This window comes from Clostridium sp. UBA4548, from assembly GCF_002387895.1.
Classification (GTDB): Bacteria; Bacillota; Clostridia; order Clostridiales; family Clostridiaceae; genus Clostridium_J.
This window is the reverse complement of the sequence record NZ_DGLI01000023.1, coordinates 57,528-79,561: the sequence shown is the minus strand read 5'-3', so window position 1 is coordinate 79,561 and position 22,034 is coordinate 57,528. Positions and strand designations below refer to the sequence as shown.

Sequence of the window (22,034 nt, the reverse complement as noted above, 5' to 3'; positions counted from 1 at the left end):
AATCTTAAAATTTTATTTTTGTACGGAGGTAATTATGAGAAATACATACAATTCACCTTTAAACACTAGGTATGCATCAAAAGAAATGAGTTACATATTCTCTGATGAAATGAAATTTAAAACTTGGAGAAAACTATGGGTAGCTTTAGCAGAAGGAGAAAAGGAACTTGGTTTAAATATTACTGATAACCAAATAAAAGAACTGAGAGACAATATTGAAAATATTGACTTTGAACTAGCAGAAGCAAAAGAAAAAGAAGTTAGGCATGATGTAATGAGTCATGTGCATACTTATGGAGTTGTTGCTCCATCTGCAAAAGGAATAATACATTTAGGTGCTACTAGCTGTTATGTAGGTGATAACACCGACCTTATAATCATGAGAGAAGGATTATATTTAATTAGAAAAAAAATACTAAATATTTTAAGTCAATTAGCAGACTTTGCTATAAAGTATAAAGACTTACCTACATTAGGTTTTACTCATTTTCAGCCAGCACAGTTAACTACAGTAGGAAAAAGAGCTAGTTTGTGGATTCAAGAACTATTAATGGATATTGAAAATCTTGAATTTACTATAGATACTATGAAGTTTAGAGGCGTTAAGGGTACTACTGGTACTCAAGCTAGCTTTATGACTTTATTCAATGATGATGAAGAGAAAGTTAAGGAGCTAGATAAGATAGTTTGCAAAAAAATGGGGTTTAAAGCTTCCTATCCTGTAACTGGTCAAACTTATTCAAGAAAACTAGATTCGATTATTTTAAATACACTATCTGAAATAGCTCAAAGTGCTTATAAATTCAGTAATGATATGAGACTTCTTCAAAGTATGAAGGAAATGGAGGAACCATTTGAGAAAAATCAAATAGGATCTTCCGCTATGGCTTACAAAAGAAACCCTATGAGAAGCGAAAGAATTAGTGCCTTATCAAGATATATTATTGTTAACTCTCTAAATCCAGCTATTACTGCAGCTACTCAATGGTTTGAAAGAACTTTAGACGATTCTGCAAATAAACGTATCTCCGTAGCAGAAGCTTTCTTAGCTTTAGATGGAGTGCTAAATTTATATTTAAACATTACTTCTAACATGGTAGTATATCCTAAAGTTATTGAAGCCCACGTTAAAAATGAACTACCATTTATGGCTACTGAAAATATATTAATGGAAGCTGTAAAACGTGGTGGAGATAGACAAGAATTACATGAAAGAATAAGATTGCATTCTATGGAAGCGGCAAAGAAAGTAAAAGAACTTGGTGAAAGTAATGATTTAATAGAAAGAATAATTGCTGATGAATCTTTTAAAATGAATAAAGAAGAAATCATGGCTGTTATTGATCCTAATAAATTTGTTGGAAGAGCACCATCACAGGTTGTTGATCTTATAGATGAGTTTGTAAATCCATTACTAAGTAAAAATAAAGAAGCTTTAGGTGAAAAAGCTGAAATAAACGTATAAAATAATTTTATTTAAACTCTACCCCAATATAACAAAGTTTATAATAGGGTAGAGTTTTTTTATTAATCACCAATGGTATACATATTTAATTAGTTATTAATTGTGTTATAAATCAAAATCAGCCTATATCTTAAATTTATCTAGTAAATTGAGATATAGGCTTTTGTATATTTATATTTCTTTAATTTGTACATAATGATTATAGAATGAAAGGCTATATTTTTAGAAAAATACATGAGTTAGTACACATATAGTTGAAAAGCATATGTTTGAAATAAAAGATAAATCTGTGTATTAACAGCTATAATAATGCCAAGGTTATGAGTTATCCAAGGTTGTTAATGTAATAGCTTTCATGTCACTAAATACAAGAATACAACAATAATGGTGTCATTAGAGTAATTGACAAATATATATGAATTATGAGAAGAGTAAAAATAAATTTTATTAAAATAATTTTTGTGTCATCAAAGAAATTAATTTAATTTTAAGAAGGATTTTGACCCCCTCTCGTCGAATAATAATGTCGTCAAATGTAAGTTTCACGACATTAGCTTATTTTTAGGAGGTACTACATGAATAAGAAAATCAATAAAAAGATTTCTTCTACTAGATCTATGAATTATCAAATTCACACTAAAGCTCTACCAACTTTCATTAAGGATTATTTAAATTACTTAACTACAGTTAAGAACGTTTCTATTAACACTATAAATGCTTATTGTGCAGATTTGAGTTTATTTCTAAGATTTTTATGTCTTCATAAAAATCTTGTTATCTTAACTAATTCTATGGATTTTAACCATATTCCTATTGAAAATCTAACCGTTGATATTTTAAGTAATCTACAGCTTACAGATTTTTATAGCTACCTCTCCTATATTGAAAATGTTAGGAACAACGGCAATTACGCAAAAGCTCGTAAAGTAGCTTCTCTTAAATCTTTATTTAATTATTTAACTACAAAGGCTAAAGTGTTACCCATTGATCCAACTCAAGATTTAGAGTCTCCAAAGCTTGGTAAACGAAGCCCAATTTATCTTACCTTAGATGAAAGCAAAGATTTACTCAATGCAGCTAAAAATAGAGATAAGCACTCAGAAAGAGACTTTTGTATTATAACTTTGTTTCTAAATTGTGGGCTTAGATTATCCGAACTCTGTAGTATCGATATTTCTAAGATTAAAGGAGATACCATATCTATTTTAGGTAAGGGTAATAAAGAACGTACAATTTATTTAAACAAAGCTTCAATTAAGGCAATTTATAGATACTTACCTATCCGTAACGACATTCAGGATAAAGTGTTTTTTGAGGATAAAGATGCATTATTTATCAGTGGTAAATATAGACGAATTAATAAGAGAACCGTTGAAAGAATTGTAAAGAAATATGTCGGCTTAGCTGGCCTTGATAAGGATAAGTATACTCCTCATAAATTAAGACATACTTCAGCTACTCTAATGCATAAGCATGGTGGAGTTGATATTAGAAGTCTTCAAGAAATTCTTGGCCATGAAAACATTGCTACTACCCAAATATACACTCATGTAGATAATGAAAGACTGCGAAAAGCAATAAAATCCAACCCTTTAAATGAGGAATAATTAATTTTTCCCTAATTTAGTTTATCTATTATATGGCTCCATATATTTATGGCCCCATATAATTTGAGTTACAAAAAAAGGTGAGTCCCCTCACCTTTTAATCAAATTAAATTATTTTAATTTATTAGGATTTATAACTATTAATCCAGGATACTTTTCAAGTCCAAGTTCATTCAAATTATCTGTATCGTCTAATAGGTTCTTTACCTCTTCTAAATCATCAATATACTGCCAGTTATTTTCATCATCTAGAGCATCAATGTATTCTTCTTCGGAGTCCTCTAGCAATTCCTCAAAGGTATCATCTTCCATATTATCAAAATCGCTAAAATCTTCAAGGTTAACATTAACATCTAGCTTAGCATCCGTCTCACCATCTACCTGTTCAAATACTTCATCAATTTTAATCGCTTTTACATCATAACCTTCTAGCTGCAAACACTTACCACAATTGTCACAAACTTTATTTTTATTTAATTCGCAAGTATCACATTCCCCGCAATTGTTACAACTCTTAGTGTTGTGAAAAATGCACATTTCCATAATATCACTACCTTCTTTTTAAAGTATGATTAAAACACAATACTCTATATTGTAACAAATTAAAATATGCATTTCAAGTATGATTCCCTATTTGTTTAATATATAAATGCTATAATTTAGTATTAGTGCAAAGCAACACCAAAAACCATATGGAATTAGTAATAAACCTGCTATCTTGTCCTTTTTATAAAATAAAACTATAGTAATTATAACAAATATAATCAATAATATTAAGTCTAGGAGAGCTAAGAATATATTGCCTATATAGAAAAAAATAATAGACCAAGCTAAATTAAGAATTAGCTGTATTGAAAATACTATAATTTCTTTCCTTATATTCTCCCCTAGCTTACCAAGCATTAATATTCTATAGAGCGATATCCCCATAAGAATATATAAAATAGTCCAAACTACCCCAAAAACCCAAGCTGGTGGTGAAAAAAATGGTTTTTGGAGTCCCTGATAGATTATTGCAGAGCCACGGGTTAAAATTCCTACAATATAAGCTAATCCACAAGTTAAAATTATACTTAGTAGTAAAAGAAAGTAATCTCTTTCACCCTTAACCTCTAACACTTTTAACATGAATGTCCCCCTAAAATATTTTATTTTACACTTAATTTTATGCATTAACATTTTTATTTATAACATATTAAGATTTATATGTATAAATCTAGACAATAATATATTTATGAATTATTATATATGATATAAAATATTACTAATAATTACATAAGGAGGAATTATTATGGCAAGTTCATATTCTTTTGATGTTGTATCAGAAATTAATATGCAAGAAGTCGATAATGCTATTAATCAAACTTTAAAAGAGGTAAAACAAAGATATGATTTTAAAGGAACTAAAACTGAAATTGAGTTAGGGAAGGATGAAATAAAAATTCTTTCTGACGATGAGTATAAATTAAATTCAGTTGTTGATGTATTAAAAACTAAGTTTATAAAAAGAGGAATTTCTTCAAGAGCACTTGATTTAGGCAAAATTGAAGAAGCTTCTTTAGGAACAGCTAGAGCAACAGCTAAGCTTGTTAAAGGAATAGCTACTGAAAAAGCAAAAAAAATGGTAGCAGATCTTAAGGCTAGTAAGATTAAAGTTCAAGCGCAAATTATGGATAATCAATTAAGAGTATCTGGTAAGGATAAAGATGATTTACAAGCTGCTATTCAATTATTAAAGTCAAATGACTACGGAATCGATTTACAATTCACTAATTACAGATAAGTTTCAAAAGAGAAGAGTTTTTATTCTTCTCTTTATTATTTACATAATAATATTCTTCTAGATTTTCCTCAGCTAAATTTAATATGTATATTTTTAATTGAATTGGTTAATTTAATAATGTATATAAAATATTACAAATTTTAGGGTTTTATACAGTTCCTATAAAATTGATATACCTAAAAATACTTTAAATTTTATTAATAACTTATACTAGGAGGAGCATTATGAAATCAACAGGGATAGTAAGAAAAGTAGATGAATTAGGAAGAATAGTAATTCCTATAGAGTTAAGAAGAACCTTAGATATCGAAATAAAAGATGCTTTAGAAATATACGTTGACAGAGATCAGATAATCTTAAAAAAATACGAGCCTGCTTGTATATTTTGTGGTAATGCAAGGGATGTTAAAAACTTTAAAGGGAAGAACATATGTCAAGAATGTCTTCATTCATTATCCAACCCAGAATAATACATAACAAACTCTATATTTAAATAATAAAGTGAAGATTTATAAATAATCTTCACTTTATTATTTCCTTATAAATTAGTATATTAATTAAGTGCCCTACTCACTTTATTATAATATTAAGCACCAATTGAATTTACCTCACACAAAGTTAGGTAAATGTCTTTATTGCTTTATTTTTTCAATAATTTCACTTCTTTCAATTCATTTGTATATAACTCTCCTTTTATAAGTATTTACATTAAAGTTTTCATATTTATAAATCTTATTATTCAGTAACAGCTTTAGAATATATACCTCTAATGATTGATTTGACTTAATTTTCAAACAGGTGTATAATAATTCGAGAATCGAAATATTATTAAAATAGGAGTGTTTATATGGGGCTTTACTATGATGACCAAGTTGAGCAGCTTGAATTTTTACTTAGAAAGGTATGTTTTAATATACGAAAAAGAGGAAGAGTTATATTAGAAGACTATGATATTACCCCTGCTCAATTTGATGCCTTACAATTAATTATAAAAAATAAAGAAATAACTATTAGTGAAATAAGTAATTATTTAGAGCAAGCACCTAGCACTATTACTGATTTAATTGATAGGATGGAAAAAAATCTATTAGTTAAAAGAATTAAGGATCAAAAGGATAGAAGAATTGTAAGAGTTATCCCCTTAGAAAAGGGTCATAAAATATTAGAAAATGTTCTAGTTGAAAGATGTAAATTCATTGATAATTCTTTAAAAGAAGTATGTGGTGTGAATAAAGAAAACTTTAAGGAATATTTAACTATACTTTACAATGCATCTATGGAGGAGGAAAAGTAATTCCTACATCATTTATTTAGGGGGATGTTTATGATTTTCAATGGGCCAAACACAAGGTTTCGACGTTTGCTTAATGTGATTAGAAGATTTAATAAAAAACGAAATCATAATTTAGAACAAAATAATATTTATTACTATACACTAAATGGAATATTATTTACCATTGTTAATGAGCTATATAAAACTTTTGCTACTAAGTTTATTTTTAGATTAGGTGGTACAGAATCTCATGTTGCATTATATAATGCACTTCCAGGTCTTGTAGCAGTTCTCGCAACAATCCCTGGTCTAATCTTAATTAGTAAAATTCAAAATAAAAAGCAAAGTATGAGTAGAGCATTTTACTTTAGTAGAATATTTTTACTTTTATTCGCAATAGTGCCATTTCTACCCAGTAGTATCAAACCCTTGACTTTTGTTATTTTAATTAGCTTGATGAATTTTCCTGAATCAGTTTCTGTTACTTCGCTTCAGAGCTATGTTGGTGATATATTCTCTCAGGACACCATTCCTGTTGCTATTACAACTAGAAGCAAATATTCAACTATAGCTCAAATTATATTTACCTTTATCATTGGACAAACCCTAGGCTTAATGTCAAATATTTTCACAGAAAGCACAGTAATCATAGTATATCAACTTTTCTTTATTTTAGCCTTTATAGTAGGATTGGTTGAAATAAATACATTTAAGAAGCTAACAGAAATAACTGAAACGCTTCAAAATAAAATTGAGTTTAAAAAAGTATTTAAAGAAATTAAATCTACAAAACCCTTTATTAACTTTTTGATTTGCTCAGTAATATTCCATTTTGGTTGGCAAATGGGATGGCCAATGTTTAGTATATATCAGATTAAATATTTAGGAGCCAATGAAACCTGGCTTACTATTATTAATATTGCATCTGCAGTAGTAATGATTTATAGCTACGGTTACTGGAGAAAGATTATCCAAAAAAGAGGAAATGCATTTGCCATGGCCGTTGCAACCTTGGGTATGGCTCTTACTCCAATTCTATATGTAATTTCTAATAACCTGATTACTATGACAATTGTTTCAACTATTACAGGATTTTTTACTCCTGGAACAGTAACTGTACTCTTAAATTCACTTTTAGAAGTTTCTCCAAGTAAAAATAGAGCTGTGTTTATTGGATTTCATACAACTATAGTCAGTATAAGCTTGTGTATTGCCCCTTTAGTTGGTGATGTAATTTTAAGTAATACTAATATAAAATACACTTTAGTTGTAGTTGCAATTTTAAGACTTATAGGAAGCATTGCTTTCTTTATAAGAAATAGATATTTTAAATATAACATAGCTAATTAAAAAAGAAGTATGGTTTAATCCATACTTCTTTCTTTAAACTCATCAACGGCAGCTTCAAGTTCCTTGACATTGCTTATTGTTGTGTAAGGAAACCATTCTTCTGGTATTATTTTCTTATATAACTCACTTGTATATCTATCATCTAAAAGAAAAATAATCCCCTTATCTTCTTCCGTTCGAATAACTCTTCCTGCTCCTTGAATAACTTTATTTATTCCAGGAAAAGTATATGCATAATGAAATCCTAGGTTATTATATTTATTAAAATATTTTTGGATTAACTCCCTTTCAAAACAAACTTGTGGCAACCCAACACCTACTATTATTGTCCCTATTAGCGATTCTCCTACTAAATCAATTCCCTCAGAAAAGATGCCTCCTAAGACACAAAATCCAATTATGTTTTTACATGATCCATAAAATTTACTTAAGAATTCTTCCCTATCCTCTTCAGACATATTTATATTTTGTATTATAATATTATCTGAAGAATATTTTTCAACAAATTTATTATAAACTTGCATCATATAGCTATAAGATGGGAAAAAAATCATATAGTTTCCTTTATATAAGTTTTTTAGATTATGAATATACGAAACAATATTATCATAACTAGACTCTCTATAATTATACCTAGTGTTAATTTCATTTCCTATAATTATTTTTTTGTTCTTTTCTGGAAATGGAGATTTAAGTTTCAAGGAATAATCATCCTCTTCTCCTCCAAGAAGCTCTTTAAAATACTGTATGGGAGACAAGGTAGCTGAAAAGAAAATAGTTGCCTTACCTTTCTTCAAAGTATTTTTTATCATATCCCTTGGATTTAAACAAAACAGCTTTAATTTAATATTCTGCCCTTCTCTCTCTACATAACTCACGTAATCATCACAGTAATATTCACTAATCCTCATAAAAGCTAAAAAATTAAAATATAAATCTAAAAGTTCTTCATGAAATTCTTTTTCTTCATTTTTAGCTAAGTAGCTATCACACGCCTCTAAAAAGTCCTTTGCAAGCTTAAATAAATCCTTAGGGGCTTCTTCTAAAATGCCATTAGACTTATTGTCATAATTACTTCGTAACTTAACCATATAGGTATTCAACTTATTCAATTGTTTATATATTTTTGGTTCACTATCTTTTAAGTTTTTCTTTAAACTTAAAATAGGTTCTTTAGTAACCTCAGCAGAAAACATTTCTCTAGCTCTGTCAACTAAATTATGAGCTTCATCTACTAAAAATATAAAATCCTCATTAGATTCGATAAAAAATCTCTTTAAACTTACCCTAGGGTCAAACACATAATTATAATCACATATAATCAAATCACTCCATAGGGTTAAATCTAGAGAAAATTCAAATGGACAAACACTATACTTTTTACTATACTCTTCAATTACTTCTCTTGAGTAGCTATCTTCATTTTCCAAAGCACTATAAAGCGCTTCATTAACTCTATCAAAATGACCTCTTGCATACTCACAATACTCAGGATTACATTCGCAATTCTCCTTGAAGCATATTTTTTCCTTGGCAGTAATAGTTGTAGATTTTACCTTCAATCCATTGTTTCTTAATAGTTTTAATGATTGTTCTGCAACAGTTCTTGTAATTGTCTTAGCAGTTAAATAAAAAATACGATGCCCATATCCTTCCCCTAATGCTTTTATGCTTGGAAAGCAGGTGGACATTGTTTTTCCAATTCCAGTAGGAGCTTGAGCATAGAGTTTTTTCCCCTCTTTTATTGTCCTATACACATTTATAGCTAAATCCCTTTGCCCATTCCTATAGTTTTTAAAAGGAAACTCAAGTTTCTTTATTGATTCATTTCTTATCTCTAGCCAAGTTGAAGTATAATTAGCCCAATGTATATATTTCTCCATTATATGGTGAAAAAATCTTTCTAACTCTTCCATATTATACTCTTCGATAAAACTCTTAACCTCGTAACTTTCTACATTGCAATACATTAACTCTATAGCTATAGACTCTAAGCCTTGCTGACTTGCATATATAAAACCATAACATTTAGCTTGCGCCCAATGAAGAAAGTTATAATCCGGCTGTAGAGAAATTAAATCCTTATGTGTGCTTTTAATTTCAATAATAGTAACCTTATTTTCTTGAATCAAAATGCCATCTGCTCTTCCCTCTAATAGAAAGTATAAATCTTTGTAGTTAAAGCTATGCTTGAGTGATAGCTCTGTATGAAACTCAGTATTTTCGCTTTCCTTATACTGGTTTTTAAGGGATTTTTGTAGCATTTGGTGGATTTTAGTGCCTTCTTGTGCTCTCGAAATGCTATTGAAACTACTATCAAGATCACCGCTTCTATAAATAAATTCTACTAAGTTTCTAACAGAAACCTTAATTACTTTATCATTCATTATCTTTCACCTAAAGTCATTTAAATTATATGATTATTATAATATAAAAAGAAGGTAGATTCTATCCACCTTCAATATTTAGCCTAGTTGTTATTTTTACCTTCCTGGATTTGCTCATTGATTTCATTCAAATAAGTCCATCTATCCATTAGAAATTCTAACTCTTCTTTTAATTTGCTTTCTGTAGCTAATAGTTCTTGAAGTAGCATAAAATTACTCCCCGAGTTATTAACTTGTTGTTGTATCTCTTCTAATTGAATTTCTTTTTCTTCAATTTTTTCATCAATTTCCTCAAATTCTTTTTGTTCTTTAAAAGTAAACTTAATTGGCCTATCAAGCTTATTTTTTTCTATATTCTTATTTTTTTTCTCAACTGAAACCTTTTCAACCACAACTTCTTGTAGTGCCTCTTGCTTATACTCCCTATAATCAGAGTAATTTCCCACAAGTTGAAGAATTTCACTATTTCCTTCAAAGCTAAACACTTTATTTATAACTCTATCTAAGAAATACCTATCATGAGACACTATAATTACTGCCCCATTAAAGTTATCAATATAATCCTCTAGTATAGTTAAGGTTTCAATATCAAGATCATTGGTTGGCTCATCTAATAATAATACATTAGGAGCTTCCATTAATATTCTTAAAAGATATAATCTACGCTTTTCTCCTCCAGATAATTTTGATATATAGCTAAACTGTATTGATCCTTCAAATAGAAATCTTTCTAACATTTGAGATGCAGTAATTTTGCTTCCATCTCCTGTTGTAATAAACTCAGCAACTTCTTTAATATATTCGATTACCCTTAGATTAGGATTCATTTCACTATTCTCTTGTGTAAAATACCCCAATTTAACAGTTTCTCCAAAAACAATTTCCCCGCTACTAGGTTCTATTCTCCCGCCAAGAATGTTTAATAGTGTAGTTTTACCAATGCCATTACTCCCAATAATACCTATCCTATCCTCTTTGGTTAATATGTAATTAAAGTCCTTTATTAATACTCTTTCATTGTAGCTTTTACATATCTTATGAGCTTCTATAATTTTTTTGCCTAGTCTTGAAGAACCAGTATTAATTTCCACAGAAGTATCTTTAAGCTCTATTTTACTATCTCGAATTTCCTCAAATCTTTGGATTCTAGCCTTCTGCTTTGTGCTTCTAGCCTGAGCACCACGTTTAATCCAAGCAAGCTCTTTCCTATATAAGTTTTGTCTTTTTTTCTCAAAAGATTCTTGCATAGCTATTCTTTCCATCTTTTTCTCCAAAAAAGTAGAATAATTTCCAGTGTAGCTATATAGGTTACCATTATCTACTTCAAGGATTTTATTTGTTATCCTATCTAAAAAGTATCTATCGTGAGTTATCATAATTACAGCGCTTTTTCTTGCCTTTAACAATTCTTCTAAATAATCTATTAATTCATTATCCATGTGGTTAGTTGGCTCATCTAGTATAAGTAGGTCACATGGACTGATAAGAACATTACATAGAGCAACTCTTTTCCTTTGTCCTCCTGATAATTGTCCCATAGTCATAGAGAAGTCAGTTATATTTAACTTTGTTAAAATTGCTTTGGCTTCACTTTCAATTTGCCATCCGTTAAGTGCATCAAGTTTACTATTTAGCTTAAAAAGTTCATCTTGTAGTCTTTTATCTTCTGAGTTTTTTTGAAGAAGAGTAAGGACTTTTTCGTATTGAATGAGAGTAATCATCACCTCTAAATCACCCTTGAATACAGCTTCCATGATTGTATCATCAGGATTAAATGATAACTCCTGTGGAAGATAATTAATCCGTAATCCATTCATTTTCACTATATTTCCGTTATCATAGTTTTCCACACCAGCAATTATCTTTAATAAAGTTGATTTACCAGTACCATTAACTCCTATTATTCCAATCTTATCTTCATCAGTAATATTAAGCTTTATATTGTTAAGCAAAGTTTTCTCGCTATAACTTTTGCTTATATTTTCCAGAGTAATTAAATTCATAAAATCATTCCTTCAGTTTATTATTTTAGCATAGACTAATAATTAGTTAATTACTAACTTTTGTTTACTTATATGGGATTAATTTAGCAATATAACCTAGATGTTTTCATAAAGTAATCAGAAAATAAATTATATCCATATTTTATTATTCTAACTTTATCTCTTCCTTTAACATTATAACTAATTTCTTCTTAATTTTCATTATTTATTTAAATCCATAGGATTTATTCTAAATTAATACTCCTCTCAATATAATATTAGTAGATTATGTTAAGGGGGAGACTTCTATGGCTAAAAACAATAACAACAAAAAACAGACTGACAAGAAAAAAACTGACAGCAAAAGTAATAAAAATAATAAAGGTAAGAAAAAATAATAAAAAGCAGGATTTCCTGCTTTTTATTATTTAAAAGAATATTTTTTCTATGTTAATGTAATGGAAATAATCATTGAAAAATAGTAAGGAACTATTTATAACATTCATTGCCTACAGTGTGAATATAAATCTTAATCTCCAATGTGTATAGATTCTATGCAACCAATTTCTTTTGCTTTTCTCCTATACTTCTAAGATTTATTTTCAAGACTTTACTTAAGGTTGCAAGAAGTGGTGCTGTTATTAAACTGTCTATAATATGATGAAGAACTGTTCCCACTCCAACAGCTATAAAAGCTACTGCAAAATTTTTAGTTATCATGTAAACTACAATTCCTTCTAAAATACCATGAATTGGTGCTGTTATTGCCATGACTGTGATGTAGCTTAGATTTCTTAAGACTAATCTAGCACCTACAAAACCTACTGCAATATGAGTAGCTGCTCTAGCTGCAATTATAGGGTCTGGAAATGCAAATAAAAAACCAACTGCTGATCCTAATCCAACTACCGCTGCTTCAAAAGGTCCAAGAAACATTGCAATGAATAATGGAACATGAGAAGCTAGTGTTGCTGAAAATGGTGGGAAATATACCCTCAAAAATGGTCCAAAAACTACTGGAATTACTATTGAAAATGCTATTAATAATGCTGTTATAATCATTTTTTTTACATTTGTCTTCATTTTTATTCCCCCTGTACTAGTGTATATACAATAGTATACTATACTAGTACAAGATTGTAAATACACTTGATAAATCTTAACTCTTAATTAAGCTTTCCTATTAGATTAAAATAAAGTGGAATAATTGCATATTATAACTAAAATCAATAATGTTTTTCAATAAAATCCCCTAATAAAAAAATAGCATATTTCTATGCTATAAGGCTTACATCCATATTGAAGTTTTTCAAATAGTAACTATTTTATAAACCTAGAAGTTCTTATTTTGATAATTCATTTAATAAAAAATTTCTTAATAAATTTAAACAAACAGCTTTCCTATATTTTGCTGTAGACCTTGCATCATTAATTGGTCTAATTAGTTCAGAATATCTTCCAACTATTTCACAAATTTTAAACTTTGTATCTTTAATAGATCCCCCTACTAAAGACAATTCCAAATCTCTATCCTTTATAATTACTGGACCTACAGAACCAAAAGCAATCCTTAAATCTCTTATTAAATTGTTCTCCACTTCATAAAAACCTATAAATGATGCCTTTGCCAATGCTGTAGCTCTCCGGGTACCTAACTTATGATAATAAAACTTTTTATTGTTATAGTTTTCTATTATTATTTCTGTTAGTAGTTCATTAGCATTTAATAAGGTTCTTCCTGGTCCAATAATAAACTCTTTTATTGGTATTATTCTCTCTTTGTTTCTAGATACAAGTCTTAACTTTGCATCTAAAGCATATAGTGGCGTTAAAATATCCCCCGCTGGAGATGCATTACAGATATTTCCTCCAATTGTAGCAAGATTTCTTATAGCTGGAGATGCAATTTCTCTTATTACTACTTTTAAATAGGTTGGTACAAGAGGACTCCTTTCTAACTGTGAAAAGGTGCACCCACTTCCAATTATTAAATTATTCTTTTCAGTGAAAACCTGTTTTAACTCCTTTAGTGAATTAATAAATAAAATAGGTTTATCAAATGAGGGTATTGTCCCTGACCAACTTTTTTTCTTAACCATTAAATCTGTTCCACCGTTCATTATAATAGCATCTTTTTCATTGAGAAAATCTAACGCTTCAATAATATTTGTAGGTGTAGTTGCAATCACCATAAACCTTCACCTCTCTCAGCTGCAAGTTTAATAGCTTCAACTATCATTGTGTATCCTGTGCATCTACAGAGATTACCAGAAATGCCTACCCTAATTTCTTCCTCAGTTGGTCGAGGTAGCTTTCTTAATAAGGCTTCTGAAGCCATAATCATTCCTGGAGTACAAAACCCACACTGTACTGAACCCGCATCTTCATAGGCTTGTTTAAGAATTTCAAATCTTTTAGATTCTTTAAAGCCATGGATAGTAATTATATTGGCATTATTCAATGACCCTACTGGAACTAAACAAGAATTAACTAGGTCACCATTAATAATTACTGAACAAGCTCCGCACTCTCCCTGACCACAGCCTTCTTTAACACCAGTAATTGCTAAATCCTCTCGTAAAACATCAATAAGTCTTTTTAATGGATTGCACTCTAAGGTTACGATTCTTCCATCTACGTGAAAAGTTATATTATTCATTATTCATTACCTCCATAAGATATTCTGGAGTAACTGGAATTTTACAAATATCAATCCCTAAGGCATTTTCAACTGCGAGAGCGTATGCAACAGGAGCCCCTATAAAGGTTAACTCTCCAGCACTCTTAGCTCCAAAAGGACCATTTTCATATGGATTTCTTATAGTTGCACTTTCAATCTTTGGAAAATCTAATGCGGTTGGTATTACATAATCTGTATTAGTTCTTTGTATTAATCTACCATTGTTAATTTCTAATTTTTCTATGGAGCCATGTCCAAGTCCTTGAAGCATTCCCCCATCTATTTGACCACGGATAATTTTTTCATCAATAGGTACACCTATATCAAAAACTGCATAAACACCTAAGACTTTTACTTCAAATGTTAAAGGATTTACCTTAACTTCTACTACGTTTGCCCCCCAAGAGTATTCATTATAAGCATCACCTTCAAATTTAGAATCATCCCAATAAAATTCATCTGGAAATTTATAGTTTTCCGTAATCTGTTGCTCTTCGCCACTTATCCAGCACTCTTTTAATTTAATAGCTGCTTTTTGCAGAAGTTTTCCAACAATCATTATAGTTCTAGATGCTACTGTAGGACCTGAATTAGGAACTCTATCTGTATCTGGATTAACTAATATTATTTTGTTAATAGGAACTTTTAACTCCATTGCTACAATTTTTCTTAAAGTTGTTTGGGTACCTTGTCCCATTTCAACATTTGAAATTAATATTTCTACAGAATCATCTTTATACTTTCTTAGTTTTACTACTGCCTTAATATGATCTCGTTCTCCACTACCAGTAAAACCTCCACCGTGAAAAAACAAAGACATACCTATACCCTTTAATGTATCGCTACTTTTATATTCTTTATACTTTTTACTATATTTAGACATTTCCTCAATTCTATCAATTAATTCTTTTGTAGGAACGTAACCTCTATATACCCCACTTGTAGAAGTTAAATCTCCAGTTTTAGCCAAGTTTATTTTTTTAAACTCAAGTGGTGTTAATCCTAACTCTTTTGCTATATACTCCATATGCATTTCTAAAGCAAAGAAACCCTGTGGTGCTCCAAACCCTCTAAACCCTCCTCCTGGAACTGTGTTTGTAGCAATAGCTCTACCTCTTACTCTCACATTGGGAATGTTATATACACCTGTAGCTGTAAACATTGCACGCTGAAGGACTATATTTGTAAGGCCGCAATAAGCACCGCCATCTAATCTAATATCATTATCTATTCCAATAATTTTATTATCCTTGTCAACCAACATGGTAACTTTTATTTTAGATGGATGTCTTTTAGTAGTGCATTCTATGTCTTCATCTCTATCAAAAATTAACACTACTGGCTTATTGCACTTAATAGTAGCAAAAGCAACATGCCCTCCAGTTAATGAAGGATATTCTTCCTTTCCACCAAAAGCTCCTCCAGTTGTTGTTTGTATAATCTGAACCCTATTTTCTTCAAATCCTAGGGCTTCTACCACAGCATCTTTAACATAATACGGACATTGCATTGAACCATAAATGGTTACTTTTCCATCTTTATAACTAGCAGCTACTCCCTGTGGCTCTAGATATATGTGCTCCTGGTAACCTGTCTCATACTCTTTTGTAAAAACCTTATACGCCTCTTTATAAGCTTGTTGAATATCTCCTTTTTTGTAATGATAATCAGCATACAAATTATCTTTCCCGTAAATAGGTAGCTTGTAGCTTGCTTCTTCTATTGTATAAATAGGGTCTAGAGTTTCATAATTAACTTTAACCTTTGCTAATAATTCTGCTATTATATTCTTTTCCTTTCCAACAACTAAAGCTATTGGTTCGCCAATATAGTTAACAGTGTCTTCTGCAAAAAATGGCATATCATAAGTTACTATTTTGACCCTATTTTTATTCGGAATATCATTTTTATCAACTATATAATACCCCTCTGGAAGTTCAGGATATTCTATACTTAAAATTTTAGCTCTTGCCATAGTTGATCTAAGAGTTTTTGCATACAAAAACTCTTCAAAAAACATATCCCCTATATATCTTGCCTCGCCTCTAATTTTATCAGCTGCATCAAATCTATTCATTGGAGTACTTATACAATCGCTAATTTTAAACACCCCCATGCTCTTATTATTTTTCTCGTTGGTTTCACATAATCTCAAAGTGTCAGAGGTACTAATAACCTGCTTTTTTCATACCCTCTTTTATTAACTTTTTCTCCAGTGCAATAATATAATCCTCATAGGTGTCAATATCATATAAAATTCCGTCCCTATTTACTTCTAGCGTTTCAAACCCTATATAATTAATCACTTCTCTCAAATTATTAAAGTTATGATTAATTGCACTTTTTATGCTACTGTCCTTAAAAAGTACAGGATGACCTTTCTTTCCTTTATAAGAAGGTATTATTATAGAAGCATCACTCTTATAATCTAGCATTTTTAAATACACATACTCATCAACCAAAGCATAATCCCCTGGAATAAGAAAGAAGTTGTCGCTAATAACGCTGTTTATCCCTAGTCTTACAGAGCTAAACATGCCACTTTCATATTTATCATTATATATTAGTTTAACTTTTTTATATTTTGATACTATACTTTCAATTAAAGAAAAGTTATAACCACCAACTACAATGATTTTATCTACTACATCATACATATTAACTATACAGTTTTCTATCACTGTGCTTCCATTAAAATCTAAGGCCATCTTATACTTATGAGCTCTAGATGATAGCCCTGCAGCTAACACAACAGCTTCAACTCCCAATATCATACCTCCATATAAAATATTTAGTAAATTAATCTTTTTATTTATTTAGATTTTTTAATTCCATCAAAATTTTCTCAGGTGTTATTGGCAATTCTCTAACTCTTACACCGCAAGCATTATAGACAGCATTAGCAATAGCTGCTGGTGGTGTATCTATTCCTATCTCACCAACTGATTTGGCTCCATAAGGACCTGATGGCTCATAGCTTTCTGCAAATTCAACTGTAAGATTCGTTACATCTTTTCTAGTAGGAATTTTATACTGCATTAAGTTATTTGTTAGTAAATTTCCTTTATAGTTACGTACTACATTTTCATATATGGTCATACCTATCCCTTGAAGAAGTCCACCTTCAACTTGTATTCTTGCTAAATTAGGATTAATAGGAGTACCGCAATCAACTATTGATACATAGTTTTTAACTTCTACTTTGCCAGTTCCTGTATCTACTTCAACTTCTGCAAATGCACCCATAAATGGTGCTGGTGATTTTTCTCCACAATAGGATTCACAAGCTACTAGTTGTTTTTGATTGTTATTGTAGTATAATTCTGTAGATAAATCTTTTAGAGTAATATTATTCTTGCCATCTATAGTTTTTAGAGTTTTTCCATCAAACTCAATATTTTCTTTTAATACGTTAAACTTAAGAGCAGCCTCTTCTATTATCATTCTTCTCATTTTTTCTGCAGTCTTTCTAACAGCATTTCCAGAAACAAAGGTTGTACTTGAAGCATATGCTCCGGTATCAAATGGAGTTAAATCTGTATCAGAAGAATATACAACGATATCACTTGTAGATACACCTAAACCTTCTGCTGCAATTTGCGCAAGGATTGTATCACTACCTGTTCCTAAATCTGTAGCTCCAATCATTAAATTAAAGAAACCACCATCATTTAATTTTAGTATTGCCGAAGCCATATCTATTTTAGGAATTCCAGAACCTTGCATAGCTATAGCCATACCATAGCCTCTAACCTTCTCATTATCTAATACTTTTTTAGGAAAGCTTTCCTTCCAGTTTATTAGTTCTGCGCCTCTATTTACACAATAGTCAAGCTTACAATTTTCAAGAATCATTTCTACGCCCTCTCCCCCTTCACCCATAATTTTAAATACAGGAGAAGTCTCGCCTTCAGTTATCATGTTTATTTTTCTAAGTTCAAGTGGATCCATTTTTAATTTATGAGCTAGTTCATCAATAATAGACTCCAATGCAAAATTTCCTTGAATTGCACCGTACCCTCTGAAAGCACCAGCAGGAGTCTTATTTGTATAAACAACTTTACCACCAAATCTCACTGCATCAACCTTATTATACAAAGGTAAAGTTTTTGATCCTCCTACCATGAATACAGTCAATGCATGTTCCCCATATGCACCGGTATCTGATAATACATCCATATCTATTCCCTTAAGTTTTCCGTCCTTATTAGCTGCTAGTCTTACTTGAAATCTCATAGGATGCCTATTATAAGATGCATCAAATACTTCCGTTCTAGTATAAATTAATTTACATGGTTTCCCTGTTTTTAATGCTATTGCAGCAACAATCATCTCGCCATGAATTGCTTGCTTACCACCGTAGCCACCGCCAATTCTAGGTTTTATAACGCGGATTTTATTCAATGGAATTCCTAGTGCAGTACCAACAATTCTTCTTGCATGCACTGGATTTTGTGTAGAAGAAATAATATTTATCCTACCATGAATATCTAAATAAGCCCCTGAGGAATGAGGTTCCATAGTAACGTGTGCTTGAGCTTGTGTGTAATAAGTTTCACTTAATACAATATCTGCAGTGGCGAAGGTTCTATCTATGTCACCTACACTCATACTGTAGGAGGCTGCTATATTATTTTTAGGATCAAAGCCAATATCAAACATAGAATGACATTCAGGTTCATTATGAATTATTGAAGAATTACCTTCAGCTTTTTCAAAATCCAATACTGGTTCTAACACCTTATACTTTACCCTAATTAAACTTAAAGCCTCCTCTGCAATATTTTCATTGATAGCAGCTACTACCGCAACTTCATCTCCTACATATCTAACAAACCTATCTAAAATGAATTTATCATGTGGAGAAGGTTCCGGATACCCTTGACCTGCTCTAGTTATTGCATTTCTTGGAAGATCTTTATAGGTTAAAATAGTTTCAACCCCCGGTAATTTTAAAGCATCATCCACTTCTATATCTACTATTTCTGCAAAAGAGTAGGGGCTTCTTAAAACCTTGCAAATCAATGAGTCCCTAGGAAGTAAATCATTGGTATATGCTGGCTTTCCTTTTAACAGTCCCATGCTCTCAATTTTTGGAATGGATTTTTTAACTTCCTTCATTTTATTTCACCCCTAAATAATTTTTTATTGCACGAGTATGTCCAACATATCCTGAGCATCTACATAAATTTCCAACTAAGTAATGACGAATTTCATCTACTGTTGGGTTCTTTAACTCTTTTTTCATAGCTAAAATTGTTAATACAAAGCTTGGAGAACAATAGCCACATTGCTCTACACCTTCTGCTGATAGGAATTTACCTAGTTCTTCTGCCTCACTTTGTACACCTTCTATTGTAGTTACTTTATGCCCATCAGCTCTTACAGCAAGGCAAGCACAGGATGGTATTGGTTTGCCATCTAACAGTACAGTGCAAGCACCACAAGATCCAGTATCACACCCTCTTTTTACACTTAAATATCCATTATTTCTTAAGGTTTCTAATAAATAATCATGGGGTTCTACTTGTAACTCCTTATCTAAACCATTAATTTTCAAATTAATAATCATTACAATACCTCCATAAGTGCTCTTTTGACTAACACTTTTGCAACTTCTTTTCTATATAACTCAGATCCTCTTATATCACTGCTAAAGTTGAACTCATCTGTAAGTGTGCTGTATAATTTATCAAAACAATCCTTTGGATTTTCACAATTATTTATCACTTCCATAGATTTATAAGCTACTCTAGCAATGCCTGGCCTAGCACCAATTACAATTTTAAATATATTGGCTGTTCTTGACACAGCTACATTTAGTATTGAAAAATCTGTGGAGGTATTTCTCAAATCTTTGAAAGCGGCTTTACTGTCAGTTTTATTAATTACTATTTTTGTGATAATATCCTTGGGAACTTCTTTTAAGGCTAGGAAATCTTCAAGATTCATTTCCCCCTTGTTAAATAATATAACTTTAGTATCTAAAGCTAATAGTGCCGTTATAAGATCTGAAAACCCATATCTTCCTCCAATAGTCCCTCCAATAGTTACCACATTTCTTAATTGCACTCCCATTATTCTTGAAGCAGCATCACATAAAATTCCTGCGAAGTAATTTTTTAAAACTTCTGACACTTCAAGCTCCCTTAAAGTAGTCATTGCTCCAATTTCAATTGACTCTTCCTGTTCTTTAATATAGTTTAAATTTAAGTCACATAAATCTATAAGCTTATTTACATTTCTATTACCTAACTTAAGATACGCTCCACCACCTAAAATTAAATTACTTCTATCAACGATTAATTCATCATAGGCTTCATTTAATAATTGTGGCCTCAAATAACTATTTATTTTCAAACTTTATCCCTCCAAAAATTTATTATAAAACTCCTGTAATTGCCTGTACTGGACATCGACTTTCGCATAGCCCACACCCGAAGCAACTTTCCTTGTTAACTTGAGCTACTTTATCAACCTTCATTGAAAAATATGGACATACCCTTTCACAGAGTTTGCAAGCAGTACACTTATTTTCATTTATCAGTGGATAAGTCGGCTCAAATTTAATTTCTTTCGACAATCTTGCTTTTTTAACCTCTTCTACAGATTGGAAATTATACTTTTGAAGGGTTTTGGGTAAATCTTTAATTATCTTTTCATACAAGTCTTTTCCCTTTATCATAGCCGAAGAAAGCATTTGCACTCCATCTGCCCCAGCCAATAAAAATTCAACGATGTCATCAGCTGATGATATTCCTCCGACCCCTATAATGGTTATATTAGGAAAAGCCTCTCTTATCATATTAATTATGGCTAATGCAACGGGTTTAATGCTTGGACCCGATGTCCAAACTTGTCCCTTATCATTACCTACTACTACTTTTCTTTTCATAGGATCTATTATCATAGAAGGACCAAGAGAGTTTACAGCAACTACTCCATTTGCACCATTTTCTATTACAGTATTAACAAATCCTATAGGATCTGGCATGTGTGGGCTCATCTTCATAAATATAGGCTTATTAGTATACTTTCTTATAGTGGCTACAGTTTGTCCTATAACACTCAAGTCTTTACCTACATAGTGAGTAGAAATTTCAAAAGCATCTGCATAAGAATCTAATCTTGGAATTAAATATTCCATATCATCTTTTGTGTATCCAGCACTAATTATTAGTGGAATACCTAAATCTCTCTTTAATGGCGGCAATATATCTTCTAGCCATTTTTCACTTGAAAATTCAGACCATAGTTCTGCATTCATTATCTTGTTGTTATCTCCATAAATACAAGGTCTAGGTACTGCAGCTGCATTTACAGATATAGTTTTAGTAACCATGGCTCCCAATCCAAAGCTTTGTAGTATAAGCATTTTCTCATAGTCACCTACAAGTGGTCCTGATGCGGGCATCAATGGGTTTTTTATTTCTATACCACTAATGCTAGTTGTTAAATTCATCCTATCTCCCCCAAACTAAACTCTTTTACTAGAAATGTATAATTA

Annotated in this window: 19 protein-coding genes; 6 read left to right on the top strand and 13 right to left on the bottom strand. The window is 30.7% G+C overall.

What is annotated here, in order from left to right:
* Positions 1-34 precede the first annotated feature (34 nt).
* Positions 35-1,465: an adenylosuccinate lyase gene (gene purB / locus B3040_RS08510; protein ID WP_291572186.1), complete on the top strand. Its 1,431-nt coding sequence runs from the start codon at positions 35-37 to the stop codon at positions 1,463-1,465.
* A gap of 575 nt (positions 1,466-2,040) precedes the next feature.
* Positions 2,041-3,072, top strand: coding sequence for a tyrosine recombinase XerC (locus B3040_RS08505; RefSeq protein WP_414632528.1), 1,032 nt, complete (start codon positions 2,041-2,043; stop codon positions 3,070-3,072).
* A gap of 111 nt (positions 3,073-3,183) precedes the next feature.
* Here the strand turns inward: B3040_RS08505 and B3040_RS08500 are convergent, their stop codons facing one another.
* Both B3040_RS08500 and B3040_RS08495 read right to left on the bottom strand, forming a co-directional pair.
* Positions 3,184-3,615 carry a hypothetical protein gene (locus B3040_RS08500; protein WP_291572184.1) on the bottom strand — a complete coding sequence of 144 codons (432 nt, stop codon included), beginning with the start codon at positions 3,613-3,615 and terminating at the stop codon, positions 3,184-3,186.
* 87 nt (positions 3,616-3,702) lie between these two features.
* Complete coding sequence (locus B3040_RS08495; protein WP_291572182.1) at positions 3,703-4,200, bottom strand: TspO/MBR family protein; 498 nt, start codon at positions 4,198-4,200, stop codon at positions 3,703-3,705.
* 163 nt (positions 4,201-4,363) lie between these two features.
* Between B3040_RS08495 and B3040_RS08490 the strand changes: the two genes are divergently transcribed.
* From B3040_RS08490 to B3040_RS08475, 4 genes are all read left to right on the top strand, one after another.
* The gene (locus B3040_RS08490; RefSeq protein ID WP_017416112.1) at positions 4,364-4,855 is read left to right on the top strand and encodes a YajQ family cyclic di-GMP-binding protein; all 492 of its coding nucleotides are present in this window, start codon (positions 4,364-4,366) and stop codon (positions 4,853-4,855) included.
* Positions 4,856-5,079: 224 nt separating this feature from the next.
* Positions 5,080-5,325 carry an AbrB/MazE/SpoVT family DNA-binding domain-containing protein gene (locus B3040_RS08485; RefSeq protein ID WP_017416113.1) on the top strand — a complete coding sequence of 82 codons (246 nt, stop codon included), beginning with the start codon at positions 5,080-5,082 and terminating at the stop codon, positions 5,323-5,325.
* Positions 5,326-5,702: 377 nt separating this feature from the next.
* Positions 5,703-6,149 carry a MarR family winged helix-turn-helix transcriptional regulator gene (locus B3040_RS08480; protein ID WP_291572177.1) on the top strand — a complete coding sequence of 149 codons (447 nt, stop codon included), beginning with the start codon at positions 5,703-5,705 and terminating at the stop codon, positions 6,147-6,149.
* Between the two features lie 30 nt (positions 6,150-6,179).
* Positions 6,180-7,478 (top strand): MFS transporter, encoded by a 1,299-nt coding sequence (locus B3040_RS08475; RefSeq protein ID WP_291572174.1) that lies wholly within the window; start codon positions 6,180-6,182, stop codon positions 7,476-7,478.
* A 14-nt stretch (positions 7,479-7,492) separates the two neighbouring features.
* Here B3040_RS08475 and B3040_RS08470 read toward each other — a convergent pair whose 3' ends face one another.
* From B3040_RS08470 to B3040_RS08420, 11 genes are all read right to left on the bottom strand, one after another.
* On the bottom strand, positions 7,493-9,865 hold the full coding sequence (locus B3040_RS08470; protein WP_291572173.1) for an ATP-dependent DNA helicase: 2,373 nt from the start codon (positions 9,863-9,865) through the stop codon (positions 7,493-7,495).
* A gap of 83 nt (positions 9,866-9,948) precedes the next feature.
* The gene (locus B3040_RS08465; protein WP_291572170.1) at positions 9,949-11,868 is read right to left on the bottom strand and encodes an ABC-F family ATP-binding cassette domain-containing protein; all 1,920 of its coding nucleotides are present in this window, start codon (positions 11,866-11,868) and stop codon (positions 9,949-9,951) included.
* Between the two features lie 531 nt (positions 11,869-12,399).
* Entirely contained in the window at positions 12,400-12,930 is a 531-nt protein-coding gene (locus B3040_RS08460) for an ECF transporter S component (protein WP_291572168.1), read from the bottom strand.
* A 260-nt stretch (positions 12,931-13,190) separates the two neighbouring features.
* Entirely contained in the window at positions 13,191-14,039 is an 849-nt protein-coding gene (locus B3040_RS08455; RefSeq protein WP_291572164.1) for an FAD binding domain-containing protein, read from the bottom strand.
* Positions 14,033-14,506, bottom strand: a complete 474-nt coding sequence (locus B3040_RS08450) for a (2Fe-2S)-binding protein (protein WP_291572162.1) — start codon at positions 14,504-14,506, stop codon at positions 14,033-14,035. The genes B3040_RS08455 and B3040_RS08450 overlap by 7 nt, the downstream gene beginning before the upstream one ends.
* Positions 14,499-16,604, bottom strand: a complete 2,106-nt coding sequence (locus B3040_RS08445; RefSeq protein ID WP_291572547.1) for a xanthine dehydrogenase family protein molybdopterin-binding subunit — start codon at positions 16,602-16,604, stop codon at positions 14,499-14,501. Before B3040_RS08445 ends, B3040_RS08450 begins: the two co-directional genes overlap by 8 nt.
* Positions 16,605-16,695: 91 nt before the next feature.
* On the bottom strand, positions 16,696-17,301 hold the full coding sequence (locus B3040_RS08440; RefSeq protein WP_291572160.1) for a nucleotidyltransferase family protein: 606 nt from the start codon (positions 17,299-17,301) through the stop codon (positions 16,696-16,698).
* Positions 17,302-17,335: 34 nt separating this feature from the next.
* A complete protein-coding gene (locus tag B3040_RS08435; RefSeq protein WP_291572158.1) occupies positions 17,336-19,648 on the bottom strand; it encodes a xanthine dehydrogenase family protein molybdopterin-binding subunit in 2,313 nt (770 codons plus the stop codon).
* Position 19,649: 1 nt separating this feature from the next.
* A complete protein-coding gene (locus B3040_RS08430) occupies positions 19,650-20,099 on the bottom strand; it encodes a (2Fe-2S)-binding protein (protein ID WP_291572156.1) in 450 nt (149 codons plus the stop codon).
* Positions 20,099-20,887 carry an FAD binding domain-containing protein gene (locus tag B3040_RS08425; protein ID WP_291572153.1) on the bottom strand — a complete coding sequence of 263 codons (789 nt, stop codon included), beginning with the start codon at positions 20,885-20,887 and terminating at the stop codon, positions 20,099-20,101. The genes B3040_RS08430 and B3040_RS08425 overlap by 1 nt, the downstream gene beginning before the upstream one ends.
* 22 nt (positions 20,888-20,909) lie before the next feature.
* Complete coding sequence (locus B3040_RS08420; protein WP_291572151.1) at positions 20,910-21,989, bottom strand: dihydroorotate dehydrogenase; 1,080 nt, start codon at positions 21,987-21,989, stop codon at positions 20,910-20,912.
* Positions 21,990-22,034 lie beyond the last annotated feature (45 nt).